The following is a 16,151-nucleotide window of genomic DNA, read 5'->3' on the forward strand; positions in this document are numbered from 1 at the left end:
TGTAATGGAAAGGCTACTCAGGCGGGGCTATCACCATGTCCGAGCATGTTGACTGGCGCCTACGCGGCGCTGGTGTGGATCTGTGCAATTGCGACTATGGATGTCCTTGTCAATTCAACGCTCTGCCCAGTCACGGCACCTGTGAAGCTGCGGTGGGGTATCACATCGAGGAGGGGCATTTCGGCGATGTGGCGCTGGCCGGTTTGAACGTGGCCTGCACCTTCTTCTGGCCGGGTGCCGTGCACGAGGGGCATGGCCAGTGTCAGGCGTTTATCGATGAACGCGCTACGGCGGCGCAACGGCAGGCACTGCTGACCATTCTCAGCGGTCAGGAGCAGGTGCCGACTGCATTCTTCGCGATCTTTGCCAGTACTGTGGAAACCATGCATGAGCCTCAGTTCGTGCCGGTTGAGGTCAGTACGGATCGTGCCGCGCTGACGGCCACTATCCGTGTGCCGGGTGTGCTGGACGGATACGCGGAGCCCATTCGCAATCCGGTGGACGGTTCTGTGCACCGGGCTCGACTGTTGCTACCCGACGGCTTCGAGTTTGCGGAGACGGACTGCGCCAGCGCCACGTTCAACTGCTCCGGGGCGATCAGGCTGAACTATGCCGGGCGCAATGCCATGCTCTATGACCTGCACATGGGGCCCAATGGCATCATCCACGCCTAGCAACCTGGTGGACCGGCGTGCGCTGCTGGCCAGCGCGGTGATTCTGCTGATCAGCGCACTGGCCTGGTGGTGGCAGGTCGAGCAGGCCGCGCTGATGGCGGCCATGGGCGACATGCAGATGCCGCCAACCCGCTGGTGGTCGCGTGAGGGCGCGCTGACCTTGCTGATGTGGGTAGTGATGATGCAGGCGATGATGTTGCCTGCGGCGCTTCCGGTGTTCCTGCTCTATCAGCGCTGTCTGCAGCGCGATCCCTTGCGCGTGCTCAAGCTGTTGCTGTTCTGCGCCGCCTATGCCGTGCTCTGGAGTCTGTTCGCGGTACTGATGACGCTGCTGCAGATGCTGGGCGAACGGCTGGGTTGGCTGGAGCCGATGACATTGCGCCTGCCGCTGTGGTTGGGGGCATCGGTGTTGCTGGTGGCAGGGGCCTATCAGCTGACCCAGGCCAAGGCGACCTGCCTGGCGCATTGCCAGAGTCCGTTGCACTTCCTGCAGCATCATGTGCGAGCTGGCCTCTCGGGGGCGTGGGGGCTGGGCTTGCATCATGGCCTGTACTGCATTGGCTGTTGCTGGGCGCTGATGCTGGTGTTGCTGGTGGTCGGCGCCATGAGTCTGTGGGGGATGGCCGGGCTGGCCCTCATGGTCTTGGCGGAGAAATGGCTGCCACTGGGGCCGCGCTGGCGCCTTTTCAGTGGCGTCAGCCTGATGCTGTGCGCGGCAGGTCTCGCCGTCTGGACGCTGCGCTAGAGGCCGGTGCGACGATTGGCCGTTCGACTTTGCCGGGAGAGGGCGCCTAAAATGCGACTCTCTCTCGTTTGGCCTCGCGAGCACTGAGTGCGAGGCTGACGGCCGCTCGGTCGAACACAGGTGATGAATGAAGTTGAAACGTAGACAGGTGCTGCTCGGCCTGGCCGGTCTCGGTGTGGTCGGCCTTGGCGCTGGCGGCGTGCGCTACTGGCTGGGGCGTCCGGAGAACGTCGCGACCCATGATTACGAGCTGATCGCTGCGCCGGTCGATATGGAGCTGGTGCCGGGACATGTGACGCCGGCCTGGGGGTACGGTGGTCAGGCGCCTGGGCTGGAGCTGCGGTGCCGCCAGGGCGAGCGGCTGCGGGTGCGCTTCATCAACAAGCTGGAGCAGCAGAGCACCATCCACTGGCATGGCATCAGGCTGCCGCTGGAAATGGATGGCGTGCCCTATGTCTCGCAGGCGCCGGTGTTGCCGGGCGAGTACTTCGACTACGACTTCATCTGCCACGACGCGGGCAGCTTCTGGTATCACCCGCATACCACCAGCGCCGAGCAACTGGGGCGCGGGCTGGTCGGGCCGCTGATCGTCGAGGAGCGCGAGCCGACCGGCTTTCGCCATGAGCGCACGCTGAGCCTGAAGACCTGGCATATCGATGAGCAGGGCGCGTTCACGCCGTTCATGGTGCCGCGCCAGGCGGCGCGTGAAGGCACCCGTGGACGGCTGACGACCATCAACGGCACACCCAACCCGACGCTGGAACTGCCGGCGGGGCAGGTGGTGCGCCTGCGCCTGATCAACCTCGACAACACCGTCACCTACCGCCTCAACCTGCCGGGTGGCGAGGCGCGTATCTATGCCCTGGACGGCAACCCCGTGCAGCCCCGGCCATTGGGCAAGGCGTACTGGCTCGGTCCGGGCATGCGCATCGACCTGGCGCTCAGGGTGCCGGCCGCCGGCGAGACGCTGTCGCTGCGCAATGGCCCGTTGCGTCTGGCGACCCTCGAGGGTGTCGCCAGCACGGAGGCAGCGGGCGACTGGCCACCGGCGTTGCCGGCCAACCCCATCGCCGAGCCTGACCTGGCGCGTGCCGAGACCCTGCGCTTCAACTTCGAGTGGGCGGCAGCCCTGGCATCGCCGGCCGACGAAGCGGCCGGGCGCTACAAGTACTGGCAGATCAACGGCCAGGCCTGGGACATCAATGACAAGACCTGTGCCGACCGGCCCATCGCCACGCTGAAGAAGGATGGTCACTATATCTTCGTGCTGCGCAACATGGCGCAGTACCAGCACCCGATCCACCTGCACGGCATGACCTTCAAGGTGCTGGGTTCCGACCGACGCAAGATCGTGCCGTACTTCACCGATACCTATCTGCTGGGCAAGAACGAGACGGCGCGCATCGCCTTCGTCGCCGATAATCCCGGGGTATGGATGTTCCATTGCCATGTGATCGACCATATGGAAACGGGGCTGATGGCGGCCATCGAAGTGGTGTAGGGTGGGCGCCGTTTTCAGGCCGGCCTCGGTGGCCGGCCACCCTACGGATTGATGCAATGAAGCGACCGCAGATCATCGACCGCTCGCGCGACGAGCACTTCATGCGCCTGGCGCTCGACCAGGCACGCCTGGGCGCGGAGCAGGGCGAGGTGCCGGTCGGTGCGGTGCTGGTGCAGGACGGCGAGGTGGTGGGGCAGGGCTACAACTGCCCGATCCTGCGCCACGACCCCAGTGCCCATGCCGAGATGGTGGCGATCCGCGCTGCCGCGCTGTCGGTGCAGAACTATCGGCTGCCGGGCAGCACCTTGTACGTCACGCTGGAGCCCTGCAGTATGTGCGCCGGTCTGATCGTGCACGCCCGGATCGCGCGGGTGGTATTCGCCGCCAGCGAACCGCGTGCAGGGGTGGCGATCAGTCAGGGGCAGTTCTTCGACCAGGGTTTTCTCAACCATCGCGTACTGGTTGAGGGCGGTCTGCTGGCCGACGAGAGCGGGGCGCTGCTGAAACAATTCTTCAAGGCTCGGCGTGGCTGAGCATCGTCACAGGACATCATCATGAACAAAGGGATATTGGGGCTGCTGGCACTGTTGGCGTTGCCGGTAGCGGCCGAGGAACAGGAGGTGTACCTGCTGGCCACGGTGCAGCTGGGCGGCTCCAATCTGGCGCAGAGCATCTTCCTGCACGAGCCGCAGATCACCACGCTCGAGGACTGCCAGGAGGCCGTGCGGGTCGGTCAGCGTGACCGCGACTGGCAGCGTTATCACCACATCTTCATGCGCGACCGTTTCCAGGGCTTCACCGGCCACCTGGATTACCGCTGCGTGTTCAGTGCCCAGCGCTTCAGTGGCTGGAACGACAGGGCACGCTACAACCAGCCCTACCTGATCAGCATCGACGAGCAGGCCAATCTGCAGGTCGAGCGCATGTCGAGTCAGGCTCAGTGCGCCACGCGTCTGAAGGGGCTGGCACAGGCGCAGCGGGCGATCAGTCGCTGCTCGGTGGGCAACCAGAACCTGCTGTAAGGGCTTACAGCGGCGGGGTTTCTTCTTCGGGCTTGCGTTTGTCGATGCCCGGCACATGGACGCCGCTCTCGGCGACCTGCGTGCCTTCCAGCTGCGGCTGGGTCACCCAGGTGAGGATGTCGTAGTAGCGGCGGATGTTGCGCACGAAGTGCACCGGCTCACCGCCACGGGCATAGCCGTAGCGCGTCTTGCTGTACCACTGCTTCTGCGCCAGGCGCGGCAGGATCTTCTGCACGTCGGCCCACTTGTTCGGGTCCAGGCCTTCGGCTTCGGTCAGCTTGCGCGCATCTTCCAGGTGACCGCCGCCGACGTTGTAGGCTGCCAGGGCGAACCAGGTGCGGTCCGGCTCGGCGATGCCTTCCGGCAGTTGCTGATGAACCTGGATGAAGTAGCGGGCGCCACCATCGATGCTCTGCTTGGGGTCGAGCCGGTTGGAGACGCCTACCGACTGTGCGGTGCGCTGGGTGAGCATCATCAGGCCGCGCACGCCGGTCTTGGAGGTGGCATTGGGTTGCCACAGCGATTCCTGGTAGCCCATCGCGGCCAGCAGGCGCCAGTCGATCTGGTTGGCCTGGCCGGCCTGGCGGAACATCTTCTCGTAGCGCGGCAGGCGCTTCTGCAGGTGCTGGGCGAAGGTGTAGGCGCCCACGTAGCCGAGCACGTCGACATGGCCGTAGTAGCGTTCCTTCAGGCGCTGCAGGGTGCCGTTGGCCTGGGCGCGCTCGAGGAAGGCGTCGATCTCCAGCAGCAGGCTCTCGTCGTCACCGGCGGCCACGGCCCAGCGCATGGTGTTGGTGTCGTCCAGGTCGAACGCGACGCGTACGTTGGGGAAGTACACCTGGTTCATCGCCAGCTCGTTGGAGTCGACCAGGGTCAGGTCGATCTGCCCTTCGTCGACCATGCGCAGCAGGTCGACCACCTCGACGGCGTCGGAGACTTCGAACTTGAGTTCGGGGAACCGCTGTTTCAGGGCTTCCAGCTGCTCGGCATGGCTGCTGCCGGCCAGCACCAGGATACGCTTGCCGACCAGGTCTTCCGGCTTGGTCGGGCGAGACTCGCCGTTGCGGTAGATGACCTGCGGCGTGACTTCCAGATAAGGGATGGAGAAGCGTGCCTGGCGCTGGCGCTGCGGCGTATCCACCAGGCCGGCTGCTGCCATCACCGGGCCGTCGGGGCGGGCGAGGCTGGAGAACAGGCTGTCGAGATTGTCTGCCGTCTCGATCTTCAGTTCGAGGCCGAGGTCGGCGGCGAAACGCTTGGCCAGTTCGTATTCGAAACCGGTAGCGCCGTTGCGGTCCTGGAAGTAGGTGGCGGGGCTGTTACGAGTGACCACGCGCAGCTCACCCTCCGCCTTTACCTGCTCGAGTACGCTGGGCTTGGGGTCTTCGCCACAGCCAGTGAGCATCAGGAGGGTTCCAATCGCCAACAGCCCTGTGGCGCAACGCATGCGTATCGCAGGTCGTGCAAACATCGGCGCAGTATACGCAAAGCATCGTCGCTGCCATATCTCGACAGCGACGCGCTTCTCTGCTAGCGATCGCCCGTCTCGAAAGCGCCCGGCACGGGTGCTGTGAACGCGGCTTTAGGCTAGAATGCACGGCCTCTAAGCACACCCCTTCTCCAGAGGCTGTACCGACGATGTTGATCCTGCGCGGCGCTCCCGCCCTTTCCGCTTTCCGCCATGGCAAATTGCTCGAGCAACTGACCAGCAAGGTGCCGGCCGTGACCGGGCTGTACGCCGAGTTCGCGCATTTCGCCGATGTCACCGGCGTACTCAACACCGATGAAGAGCAGGTGCTGGCGCGCCTGCTCAAGTACGGCCCGAGCGTCGCTGTGCAGGAACCCAGCGGCAAGCTGTTCCTGACCATTCCGCGTTTCGGCACCATCTCGCCCTGGTCGAGCAAGGCCAGCGATATCGCCCGCAACTGTGGCCTGGCCAAGATCCAGCGCCTGGAGCGCGGTATCGCCTATTACGTCAGCGGTGAACTGAGCGAGGCCGACAGCGCTGCCGTCGCCGCGCTGCTGCATGACCGCATGACCCAGCTGGTGCTGAGCACCCTCGAGGACGCTGCGGCACTGTTCAGCCATGCCCAGCCCAAGCCGCTGACCGCCGTGGACATCCTAGGTGGTGGCCGTGTGGCGCTGGAGCAGGCCAACCAGGACCTCGGTCTGGCACTGGCCGAGGACGAGATCGACTACCTGGTCAAGAGCTTCAATGACCTGGGGCGCAACCCGCACGACATCGAACTGATGATGTTCGCCCAGGCCAACTCCGAGCACTGCCGCCACAAGATCTTCAATGCCAGCTGGGACATCGACGGCGAGAGCCAGGACAAGTCGCTGTTCGGCATGATCAAGAACACCTACCAGATGCACAGCGACGGCGTGCTGTCCGCCTACAAGGACAACGCCTCGGTCATCGAAGGCTTCAGCGCCGGGCGCTTCTTCCCCAATCCGGAAAGCCGCCAGTACGGCGCGGTGCAGGAGCCGGTGCACATCCTGATGAAGGTGGAGACGCACAACCACCCGACCGCCATCGCGCCGTTCCCTGGCGCCTCCACCGGCTCCGGTGGCGAGATCCGCGACGAAGGCGCGACCGGTCGTGGCGCCAAGCCCAAGGCGGGCCTGACCGGTTTCTCGGTGTCCAACCTGAACATCCCCGATTTCCTCCAGCCCTGGGAAAAGCCGTACGGCAAGCCCGAGCGCATCGTCAGCGCGCTGGACATCATGATCGAAGGCCCGCTCGGCGGCGCCGCGTTCAACAACGAATTCGGCCGTCCGGCGCTCAACGGTTATTTCCGTACCTTCGAGCAGGCGGTCGCCAGCCCGCGTGGCGAGGAAGTGCGCGGCTACCACAAGCCGATCATGCTCGCTGGCGGCCTCGGCAATATCCGTGAGAACCACGTGCAGAAGGGCGAGATCTCGGTCGGCGCCAAGCTGATCGTGCTCGGTGGCCCGGCCATGCTCATCGGCCTGGGTGGTGGCGCCGCGTCGTCGATGGCCACCGGCGCCAGCTCGGCCGACCTGGACTTCGCTTCGGTGCAGCGCGAGAACCCGGAAATGGAACGCCGCTGCCAGGAGGTCATCGACCGCTGCTGGCAACTGGGCGAAGCCAACCCGATCAAGTTCATCCACGACGTCGGCGCCGGTGGTATCTCCAACGCCCTGCCGGAACTGATCAACGATGGCGGCCGTGGCGGTCGCTTCGAGCTGCGCAAGGTGCCCAACGACGAGCCGGGCATGGCCCCGCACGAGATCTGGTGCAACGAGTCGCAGGAACGCTACGTGATGAGCGTGGATGCTGCCGACTTCGAGCGCTTCCAGGCCATCTGCGAGCGTGAGCGCTGCCCGTTCGCCGTGGTCGGCGAGGCCACGGCCGAACCGCACCTGACCGTGACCGACAGCCATTTCAGCAACACCCCGGTGGACATGCCGCTGGAAGTGCTGCTGGGCAAGCCGCCGCGCATGCACCGCAGCGTGCAGCGTGAAGCCGAGCAGGGCGACGATTTCGCCGCCAGCGCGGTGGCCATCGATGAGGCCATCGAGCGCGTGCTGCGCCACCCGGCCGTGGCCAGCAAGAGCTTCCTGATCACCATCGGCGACCGCAGCATCACCGGCCTCGTCGCGCGCGACCAGATGGTCGGCCCGTGGCAGGTGCCGGTGGCCGATTGCGCCGTCACCGCCACCAGCTTCGACGTCTACACCGGTGAAGCCATGGCGATGGGCGAGCGCACGCCGCTGGCTCTGCTCGATGCCCCGGCTTCCGGGCGCATGGCAGTCGGTGAAACCATCACCAACCTGGCGGCTGCGCGAATCGGCAAGCTGTCCGACATCAAACTGTCGGCCAACTGGATGGCCGCTGCCGGCCATCCGGGTGAAGACGCGCGTCTGTACGACACCGTCAAGGCCGTCGGCATGGAGCTGTGCCCGGCACTGGGTATCACCATCCCGGTGGGCAAGGACTCCATGTCGATGAAGACCCGCTGGCAGGACGAGGGCGTCGACAAGAGCGTCACCGCGCCGTTGTCGCTGGTCATCTCCGGCTTCGCGCCGGTGCAGGACATCCGCCAGACCCTGACCCCGCAACTGCGCATGGACAAGGGCGAAACCGATCTGATCCTGATCGATCTGGGTCGTGGCCAGAACCGCATGGGCGCGTCGATCCTGGCGCAGGTCTATGCGCAGATCGGCCAGCAGGCACCGGACCTCGACGACGCCGAAGACCTCAAGGCCTTCTTCGCCGTGATCCAGGGCCTGAACGCCGACGGCCACCTGCTGGCCTACCACGATCGCTCCGACGGCGGCCTGCTGACCACCGTGCTGGAAATGGCCTTCGCCGGTCATTGCGGGCTGTCGCTGAACCTCGACGCACTGGCGGACGATGCCTCCGAGCTGCCGGCGGTGCTGTTCAACGAAGAGCTGGGCGCGGTGATCCAGGTGCGCCAGGACGCCACTCCGGAAGTGCTGGCGCAGTTCAGCGCCGCAGGCCTGGATGACTGCGTGGCGGTGATCGGCCAGGCGGTGAACAACGGCGACGTCAACATCAGCTTCAACGGCGAGTCGGTGTTTGCCGGCGAGCGTCGTCTGCTGCAGCGTCAGTGGGCGGAAACCAGCTATCGCATCCAGCGCCTGCGCGACAACGCCCAGGGTGCCGACCAGGAATTCGACCTGCTGCTGGAAGAAGACAACCCCGGTCTGTCGGTCAAGCTCGGCTTCGACGTCAACCAGGACATCGCCGCGCCCTACATCAAGAAGGGCGTGCGTCCGCAAGTGGCGATCCTGCGCGAGCAGGGCGTCAACGGCCAGGTGGAAATGGCCGCCGCGTTCGACCGCGCCGGTTTCTCGGCCATCGACGTGCACATGAGCGATATCCTCGCCGGTCGTGTCAGCCTGGAAGAGTTCAAGGGCCTGGTGGCCTGTGGTGGCTTCTCCTACGGTGACGTGCTCGGCGCCGGTGAGGGCTGGGCCAAGTCGGTGCTGTTCAATGCCCGCGCCCGCGATGCCTTCCAGGGCTTCTTCGAGCGTCGCGACAGCTTCGCCCTCGGCGTGTGCAACGGCTGCCAGATGATGAGCAACCTGCACGAGCTGATTCCGGGCACCGAGTTCTGGCCGCACTTCGTGCGCAACCGCTCCGAGCAGTTCGAGGCGCGCGTGGCCATGGTCCAGGTGCAGGAGTCGGCGTCGATCTTCCTGCAGGGCATGGCCGGTTCGCGCATGCCGATCGCCATCGCCCACGGCGAGGGCCATGCCGAGTTCGAGAGCGAAGAGGCGCTGCTGGAGGCGGACCTGTCCGGCACCGTGGCCCTGCGTTACGTCGACAACCATGGCAAGGTCACCGAAGCCTACCCGGCCAACCCCAACGGTTCGCCGCGTGGCATCACTGGCCTGACCAGCCGTGACGGCCGCGTGACCATCATGATGCCGCACCCGGAGCGGGTGTTCCGCGCCGTGCAGAACTCCTGGCGCCCGGATGAGTGGCAGGAAGACGGCGGCTGGATGCGCATGTTCCGCAACGCCCGCGTCTGGGTGGACTGACAGCGGCCGCCTAGCGGCCCTCTGCTGACCCTCTCCCGTCATCGGGAGAGGGGCCGGCCCTGGCGTTCGTAGCCCGGATGCAATCCGGGAAAACCTGTGGCATACCTTCCCTGGATTTCATCCGACTACGCAGGCCTTGTGCATGGCCGATGATCCTCTGCCCATTCTCCCCGAAGTTCGCCTGGTCAGCCCCGGCGAAGCCCATCGCCTGTGCCGCTGCGGCCAGTCTGGGCAGTTGCCGGACTGCCACGCCGGTTGCCCGCAATCCCTGATCCTGCGTCCCGAGCGCGAGCAGCGACTGTTGCTCTGCCGCTGCGGACGCTCACGGAGCATGCCTCATTGCGATGGCAGCCACAGCCCGCCGGCACCCAGCCTGGCCGACAAGTGGCGGCGTTTTTTCGCCGGCAGCTGAGAACGTCACGCCGATCATTCGAGTCGAACGCAGCGAATCGTTTCCCGCCTCGGGCGGATTTGTGCGGGCGACCGCAAGACAAAATCATGGCGAAATGACACTATATTGGCGTCATGACTTGTCTGCTGTTCGGTTGCCCATCTGCGGAGAACTTGATGTACAAACTGTGTTTCTATGTGCCGGAAGCCCATCTGGAGCCGGTGAAAAAAGCGGTGTTCGCTGCCGGGGGCGGGCGTATCGGCCTCTATGACAGTTGCTGCTGGCAGGTGCTCGGCCAGGGCCAGTTTCGCGCTCTGGAGGGCAGTCAGCCGTTCCTGGGGCAGGTCGGCGAGATCGAACAGGTTGCCGAGTGGAAGGTGGAGATGGTCGTCGCGGACGAGCTGATCCACGATGCGGTCAAGGCCCTGAAAAAACACCACCCGTACGAGACGCCGGCCTTCGACGTCTGGCGACTGTCCGATCTGCAGTTCTGAAAAAGGCGCCGATGGCGCCTTTTTCGTGGCGTGACCTCAGGGGCGAATCTCGATCAGCGTCCCGTCCTTGACCAGGCTCCACACCTCGCGCATGTCGTCGTTCTTCATGGCGATGCAGCCCTCGGTCCAGTCGAGGGTGTGGAAGAACCACTCGGGGTACTCCTCGTCCAGCGGCGTGCCGTGGATCATGATCATGCCGCCCGGTGGCACACCGGCGTTCTTCGCGTGTGCCAGGTCACGGGCATTGGGGTAGGAGATGTGCAACGACAACTGGTACTTGTCGCTCGGCTTGCGCCAGTCGATCCAGTAGAAACCTTCCGGCGTGCGCAGATCGCCCTCGCGCTGCTTGGCGCCGGTGGGCTGCTTGCCCAGGGAGATGCGGTAGGACCTGATGGTCTCGCCGCGCTGCTGCAGGTGCAGCTGGCGCTCGGACTTGAGGATGAGCACCTTGTCGACGGTGCGCGTGCCGCTCGCCGGCGTGGTGCTGGCGAAGGCATTGAGGCTGAGGGTCAGGCAAAGCAGGGGCAGCAACCAGCGCATCGGGATCGTCCGCAAGGGTCAACGGGGTGTGTAGTGGGCGCGCAGCGCTTCGAGGGGTTCGTTGCGTACCGGAAAGAGATTCTGCCGACGGTCGGCGAAGAAGCATTCTAAGGTACGGCCTATGGTGGGGAAAGCCAGCTCTGACCAGGGGATCTGCGCTTCGTCGAACAGGCGCACCTCCAGGCTTTCCTCGCCCACGGCGAAGTCGAGGTCGACCAGCTCCGCGCGAAACATCATGTACACCTGGCTGATGTGCGGCAGGTCGAAGAGGGTATAGAGACTGAGGTCGCGTACCCGCGCGCAGGCCTCTTCCAGGGTCTCGCGGGCCGCTGCCTGTTCGATGGTCTCGCCGTTCTCCATGAAACCGGCCGGCAGGGTCCAGTAGCCGCGGCGCGGCTCGATGGCGCGCCGGCACAGCAGGACCTGCTCGCCCCACACCGGCAGGCAGCCCGCGACGATGCGCGGGTTCTCGTAATGCACGGTGGTGCACTGGCTGCACACGTGGCGCATGCGGTTGTCGCCCGCTGGGATCATGCGGGTGACCGGGTTGCCGCACTGGCTGCAGAATTTCATGCCTGATCCTCGTTCATGGCGTTATCTTGGCGGTCCTGGTTCGGGCCGGCAAGCCCGCGATTCTGGCCGGCCAGCCCTTTCGTCGGGGTTGGGCGTGCGGCCGCTTTCATGCCATGATGCCGGGCAAAACAAGACTCCGAGTATGGCCATGCTGGACGAGTTGCTCCATCGCGTGCGCGATTATCGACCGCGCCCTCTGGAGGCCGGGCACAGCTTCCCCGAGGCGGCAGTGCTGGTCCCCATCACCCGTAGCGACGAACCTGAACTGGTGTTGACCCTGCGTGCCAGTGGGCTGTCGACCCACGGCGGTGAGGTTGCCTTCCCCGGTGGGCGTCGTGATCCGGAGGATCGTGACCTGGTGCATACCGCGCTGCGCGAGGCCGAGGAGGAGGTGGGGCTGCCACCGGGGCTCGTGGAGGTGCTCGGACCGCTCAGCCCGCTGGTGTCGCGTCACGGCATTCGCGTCACGCCCTATGTCGGGCTGGTGCCCGATTACGTCGAGTACAAGGCCAACGATGCGGAAATCGCCTCGGTGTTCTCCGTGCCGCTGGAGTTCTTCCGCAACGACCCGCGCGAAGTCACTCACCGTATCGATTACCTCGGGCAGAGCTGGTACGTGCCGTCCTACACCTATGACCAATATCGCATCTGGGGGCTGACGGCGATCATGGTCGTGGAGCTGGTCAACCTGCTCTACGACGCCGGGATCGCCCTGCACCAGCCGCCCGAACACTTCATACACCTGCGCTGAGGACTGACGAGCATGAAATATCGCCTGGGAGGCTCCCGTGTCGACGCCCATCCCGAAAGCTGGGTCGCGCCCAGCGCCGACCTGATCGGCAAGATTCGTCTGGACGCGGGGGCCAGTGTCTGGTTCGGCGCCGTGCTGCGTGGCGACAACGAGCTGATCCACATCGGTGAGAACAGCAACGTGCAGGATGGCACTGTCATGCACACGGACATGGGCTTTCCGCTGACTCTGGGCAAGGGCGTCACCGTGGGCCACAACGTGATGATGCACGGCTGCACGGTGGACGATTACAGCCTGATCGGCATCAATGCGGTCATCCTCAACGGCGCGAAGATTGGCAAGTTCTGCATCATCGGCGCCAACAGCCTGATTCCCGAGGGCAAGGTCATTCCCGATGGCAGCCTGGTCATGGGCAGCCCGGGCAAGGTGGTGCGCGAGCTCACCGAACAGCAGAAGAAGATGCTGGAGGCCAGTGCCGCCCATTACGTTCATAATGCCCAGCGCTATGCCCGAGAGCTGGTCGTTGACGATGAATGACGAGAAACCCGTGCGCTCTCCCTGCGTGCATGTCTGCGCGCTGGACGAGCAGGACATCTGCATCGGCTGTCAGCGCACGGCCGCCGAAATCACCCGCTGGGGCCGCATGGACAATGCCGAGCGCCGCGAGGTGCTGCAACGCAGCCTGGAGCGCGCCCGCGCTTCGGGCCATTTACTGATCCCCTCCTGATTCACTGTTCGAGGAACATTCATGCCCCGTATTGGAACCCCTCTATCGCCGAGTGCGACCCGTGTACTGCTGTGTGGTTGCGGTGAGCTCGGCAAGGAAGTGGTCATCGAACTGCAGCGTCTGGGTTGTGAAGTGATCGGTGTCGACCGCTACGCCAACGCCCCGGCGATGCAGGTCGCCCATCGCGCCCACGTGATCGACATGCTCGACGGCGCCGCCCTGCGTGCCGTGATCGAGAAGGAGCAGCCGCACTACATCGTCCCGGAAATCGAGGCCATCGCCACCGCCACGCTGGTCGAGCTGGAGGCCGAGGGGTTCAACGTGGTGCCCACCGCGCGTGCGGCGCAACTGACCATGAACCGTGAAGGCATCCGTCGCCTGGCGGCCGAAGAACTGGGGCTGCCGACCTCGCCCTATCATTTCTCCGACACCTACGAGGACTACGCCACAGCGGTGAAGTCCGTCGGTTATCCCTGCGTGGTCAAGCCGATCATGAGTTCCTCCGGCAAGGGCCAGAGCGTGCTGCGCAGCGATGCCGACCTGCAGAAATCCTGGGACTACGCCCAGGAAGGCGGGCGTGCGGGCAAGGGCCGGGTGATCGTCGAGGGCTTCATCGATTTCGACTACGAGATCACCCTGCTCACCGTGCGTCATGCCGGTGGCACCAGCTTCTGCGCGCCGATCGGCCATCGCCAGGAGGGTGGTGACTATCAGGAGTCCTGGCAGCCGCAACCGATGAGCCCGAAGGCGCTGGCCGAGTCCGAGCGCGTGGCGCTGGCGGTGACCGAGGCGCTCGGTGGCCGTGGCCTGTTCGGCGTCGAGTTGTTCGTCAAGGGCGATCAGGTCTGGTTCAGCGAGGTGTCGCCGCGTCCGCACGATACCGGCCTGGTGACCCTGATCTCCCAGGAGCTGTCCGAGTTCGCCCTGCATGCACGGGCCATTCTCGGCCTGCCGATTCCGCTCATTCGCCAGATGGGGCCGTCGGCTTCGGCGGTGATCCTGGTCGAGGGCAACTCGCAGCAGGCCAGCTTCGCCAACCTCGGTGCCGCCCTGAGCGAAGAGGACACGGCGCTGCGTCTGTTCGGCAAGCCCGAGGTCAAGGGGCAGCGCCGCATGGGCGTGGCGCTGGCCCGCGACGAGTCCATCGAAGCTGCCCGGGCCAAGGCCCTGCGCAGCGCGCAAGCGGTTCGCGTCCAGCTGTGAGCCGGCACGCGTTGTGGTGGCTGGCGACTCTGCCATTGCTGCCCATCGCGCTGCCGTTGGCCGTGCATACACGGCGCACGGCCCTGCGCCTGCCCGTGGCGCAGGGTGAACCTTGCGGACTGGCGGCCGCCGATCGGCCGGGTGAACCGCTACGTCTGTTGCTGATCGGCGAGTCGACCGTGGCGGGCGTCGGTGTGCGGGGGCTCGATCAGGCGCTGGCAAGCTGTCTGGCTGCCGCGCTGGCCGAGCACCTCGGCCGACCGGTGCAGTGGCGCGCCTGTGGCGAGAACGGCATCACCGCGCGCCAGGCGTGTGAGCGCCTGTTGCCACAGGCATTGGCCGAGCCGGCTGATCTGGTGCTGCTGGTCTTCGGGGTCAACGACACCACGCATCTCACTCCGGCCAGGCGCTGGCACCAGGCGCTGGTCGAGATGGCCGAGGCTTTCCGGGCGCAGGGCTGTCACGTGGCGTTCAGCGCGGTGCCGCCCCTGCGGCACTTCACGGCGTTGCCCTGGCTGTTGCGTCAGTTGATGGGCTGGCGGGCGAGTCTGCTGGACCGTGAGCTGCAAGCGCTGGCGCAGCGTTCTGGGGCGCTGCATTGCGCGCTGGACCTGCCGTTCGAGGCGCGCTACCTGGCCGAGGATGGTTACCACCCCTCGGCATTGGGCTATCGGGTATGGGGCGAGGGCCTCGCCGGGCGACTCAGTCCGCTGCTGCAGCGTCCGTCTTGACCTTTTCCACCTGCCAGACACGCACGCTCTTCACGCGGTTTTCCGCCGCCTGGAGGATTTCCAGGCGGTAGGGCCCGATCTTCAGGCAGACGCTGCTGTCGGGGATGCTCTCCAGCGCTTCGGTGATCAGGCCGTTGAGGGTCTTGGGGCCGTCGCTGGGCAGGTGCCAGCCGAGGGTCTTGTTCACTTCGCGGATGTAGGCGGCGCCATCGATGACCAGGGTGCCGTCTTCCTGCGGATGGATGTCCGGGCTGCGCAGGCTGTCCTGGTTGCTGAAGTCGCCGACGATCTCCTCGAGGATGTCTTCCAGAGTGACGATGCCGATCACGTCACCGTACTCGTCGACGACGATGCCGATGCGGCGTTTCTGCTTCTGGAAGTTGATCAGCTGGGTCGACAGCGGCGTGTTCTCCGGCACGAAGTAGGGTTCGTGGCAGGCCGCGAGCAGGGCCTCCTTGGTCAGCTGGTTGTGGCTCAGCAGGCGGGCGATCTGGCGCATGTGCACCACGCCCTCGATCTGGTTGATGTCGCCGCGGAATACCGGCAGCCGGGTGTGCGGTGTGCTGCGCAGCTGGCCGACGATGCTTTCCAGGTCGTCGTCGAGGTCGATGCCGGCAACTTCGTTGCGCGGAATCATGATGTCGTCGACCGTGACCCGCTCCAGATCGAGGATGCCCAGCAGCATGTTCTGGCGATTCTTCGGCAGCTCGGAACCGGATTCGCGCACCACGCTGCGCAGTTCCTCGGTGGACAGGCTGTCGCTGGCGCGTTGCGCCGGGTCGACGCCGAACAGGCGCAGCAGGCCGTTGCTGATCACGCCTGTCAGCCAGACCACGGGATAGAGCACGCGTTGCAGCAGGCTCAGTACGCGGCTGGCGGGGAAGGCCACCAGCTCGGGGCGCAGCGCCGCCAGGGTCTTGGGGGTGATCTCGCCGAAAATCAGCACGACGATGGTCAGGCCGGCCGTCGCGATGGCGATCCCGGCTTCGCCCCACATGTCCACGGCCAGTACGGTGGCGATGGAAGCGGCGAGGATGTTCACCACGTTGTTGCCGACCAGGATGGTGCCGAGCATGCGGTCGGGCCGGTCGAGCAGGCGGGTGACACGGCGGGCACCACTGTGTCCTTCCTTGGCCAGGTGCTTGAGCCGGTAGCGGTTGAGGCTGAGCATGCCGGTCTCGGAGCTGGAGAAGAACGCCGAGCAGAGGATGAGGAAAATCAGCAGGCCGAGCAGATAGCTCGAATGAAGGTCGTCCACGACGGC

General features: G+C 65.4%; 17 protein-coding genes. 13 read left to right on the forward strand and 4 right to left on the reverse strand.

Annotated elements, in window-relative coordinates:
• Positions 1–35: 35 nt before the first annotated feature.
• The 5 genes from E4487_RS04080 (at position 36) to E4487_RS04100 (ending at position 3,942) form a co-directional block, all read left to right on the forward strand.
• Complete coding sequence (locus E4487_RS04080; RefSeq protein ID WP_037049487.1) at positions 36–674, forward strand: DUF1326 domain-containing protein; 639 nt, start codon at positions 36–38, stop codon at positions 672–674.
• Positions 655–1,419 carry a DUF2182 domain-containing protein gene (locus E4487_RS04085; RefSeq protein WP_134677048.1) on the forward strand — a complete coding sequence of 255 codons (765 nt, stop codon included), beginning with the start codon at positions 655–657 and terminating at the stop codon, positions 1,417–1,419. Before E4487_RS04080 ends, E4487_RS04085 begins: the two co-directional genes overlap by 20 nt.
• Positions 1,420–1,546: 127 nt before the next feature.
• Positions 1,547–2,920 carry a multicopper oxidase family protein gene (locus tag E4487_RS04090; RefSeq protein WP_134677049.1) on the forward strand — a complete coding sequence of 458 codons (1,374 nt, stop codon included), beginning with the start codon at positions 1,547–1,549 and terminating at the stop codon, positions 2,918–2,920.
• A 56-nt stretch (positions 2,921–2,976) separates the two neighbouring features.
• Positions 2,977–3,453: a tRNA adenosine(34) deaminase TadA gene (tadA, locus tag E4487_RS04095; RefSeq protein WP_037049474.1), complete on the forward strand. Its 477-nt coding sequence runs from the start codon at positions 2,977–2,979 to the stop codon at positions 3,451–3,453.
• A gap of 21 nt (positions 3,454–3,474) precedes the next feature.
• On the forward strand, positions 3,475–3,942 hold the full coding sequence (locus E4487_RS04100) for a hypothetical protein (protein WP_175252765.1): 468 nt from the start codon (positions 3,475–3,477) through the stop codon (positions 3,940–3,942).
• A gap of 4 nt (positions 3,943–3,946) precedes the next feature.
• Here E4487_RS04100 and mltF read toward each other — a convergent pair whose 3' ends face one another.
• Positions 3,947–5,413 carry a membrane-bound lytic murein transglycosylase MltF gene (mltF, locus tag E4487_RS04105; protein ID WP_175252766.1) on the reverse strand — a complete coding sequence of 489 codons (1,467 nt, stop codon included), beginning with the start codon at positions 5,411–5,413 and terminating at the stop codon, positions 3,947–3,949.
• Positions 5,414–5,580: 167 nt separating this feature from the next.
• On the opposite strand from mltF, the gene purL reads away from it, so the two are divergent.
• The 3 genes from purL to E4487_RS04120 all read left to right on the forward strand — a co-directional run bounded on the left by purL (position 5,581) and on the right by E4487_RS04120 (position 10,362).
• The gene (gene purL, locus E4487_RS04110; RefSeq protein ID WP_175252767.1) at positions 5,581–9,477 is read left to right on the forward strand and encodes a phosphoribosylformylglycinamidine synthase; all 3,897 of its coding nucleotides are present in this window, start codon (positions 5,581–5,583) and stop codon (positions 9,475–9,477) included.
• Between the two features lie 142 nt (positions 9,478–9,619).
• On the forward strand, positions 9,620–9,889 hold the full coding sequence (locus tag E4487_RS04115) for a CDGSH iron-sulfur domain-containing protein (protein ID WP_037049465.1): 270 nt from the start codon (positions 9,620–9,622) through the stop codon (positions 9,887–9,889).
• Positions 9,890–10,044: 155 nt separating this feature from the next.
• Positions 10,045–10,362, forward strand: coding sequence for a YqfO family protein (locus tag E4487_RS04120; RefSeq protein ID WP_047589958.1), 318 nt, complete (start codon positions 10,045–10,047; stop codon positions 10,360–10,362).
• Positions 10,363–10,398: 36 nt separating this feature from the next.
• On the opposite strand, the gene E4487_RS04125 is transcribed toward E4487_RS04120, so the two are convergent.
• Together E4487_RS04125 and E4487_RS04130 are read right to left on the reverse strand one after the other, a co-directional pair.
• Positions 10,399–10,902: a murein L,D-transpeptidase family protein gene (locus tag E4487_RS04125; RefSeq protein ID WP_037049461.1), complete on the reverse strand. Its 504-nt coding sequence runs from the start codon at positions 10,900–10,902 to the stop codon at positions 10,399–10,401.
• Positions 10,903–10,920: 18 nt separating this feature from the next.
• Complete coding sequence (locus E4487_RS04130; RefSeq protein ID WP_037049459.1) at positions 10,921–11,475, reverse strand: NUDIX hydrolase; 555 nt, start codon at positions 11,473–11,475, stop codon at positions 10,921–10,923.
• Positions 11,476–11,623: 148 nt separating this feature from the next.
• Here E4487_RS04130 and E4487_RS04135 point away from each other — a divergent pair, with 148 nt between their 5' ends.
• From E4487_RS04135 to E4487_RS04155, 5 genes are read left to right on the forward strand one after another with little or no spacing between them, the layout of a single operon-like run.
• Positions 11,624–12,226 (forward strand): CoA pyrophosphatase, encoded by a 603-nt coding sequence (locus tag E4487_RS04135; protein ID WP_037049712.1) that lies wholly within the window; start codon positions 11,624–11,626, stop codon positions 12,224–12,226.
• Between the two features lie 12 nt (positions 12,227–12,238).
• Positions 12,239–12,763, forward strand: a complete 525-nt coding sequence (locus E4487_RS04140) for a gamma carbonic anhydrase family protein (protein WP_175252768.1) — start codon at positions 12,239–12,241, stop codon at positions 12,761–12,763.
• Positions 12,756–12,953 (forward strand): DUF1289 domain-containing protein, encoded by a 198-nt coding sequence (locus E4487_RS04145; protein WP_134677053.1) that lies wholly within the window; start codon positions 12,756–12,758, stop codon positions 12,951–12,953. The genes E4487_RS04140 and E4487_RS04145 overlap by 8 nt, the downstream gene beginning before the upstream one ends.
• A gap of 21 nt (positions 12,954–12,974) precedes the next feature.
• Positions 12,975–14,156 (forward strand): formate-dependent phosphoribosylglycinamide formyltransferase, encoded by a 1,182-nt coding sequence (purT, locus tag E4487_RS04150; protein WP_175252769.1) that lies wholly within the window; start codon positions 12,975–12,977, stop codon positions 14,154–14,156.
• Positions 14,153–14,887: an SGNH/GDSL hydrolase family protein gene (locus E4487_RS04155; RefSeq protein ID WP_175252770.1), complete on the forward strand. Its 735-nt coding sequence runs from the start codon at positions 14,153–14,155 to the stop codon at positions 14,885–14,887. The genes purT and E4487_RS04155 overlap by 4 nt, the downstream gene beginning before the upstream one ends.
• On the opposite strand, the gene E4487_RS04160 is transcribed toward E4487_RS04155, so the two are convergent.
• Positions 14,859–16,145 (reverse strand): HlyC/CorC family transporter, encoded by a 1,287-nt coding sequence (locus E4487_RS04160; RefSeq protein WP_037049445.1) that lies wholly within the window; start codon positions 16,143–16,145, stop codon positions 14,859–14,861. The genes E4487_RS04155 and E4487_RS04160 overlap by 29 nt on opposite strands.
• Between the last annotated feature and the right edge of the window lie 6 nt (positions 16,146–16,151).

Origin of the sequence: Pseudomonas sp. BMW13 (genome assembly GCF_013357275.1) — a bacterium.
GTDB lineage: Bacteria > Pseudomonadota > Gammaproteobacteria > Pseudomonadales > Pseudomonadaceae > Aquipseudomonas > Aquipseudomonas khazarica.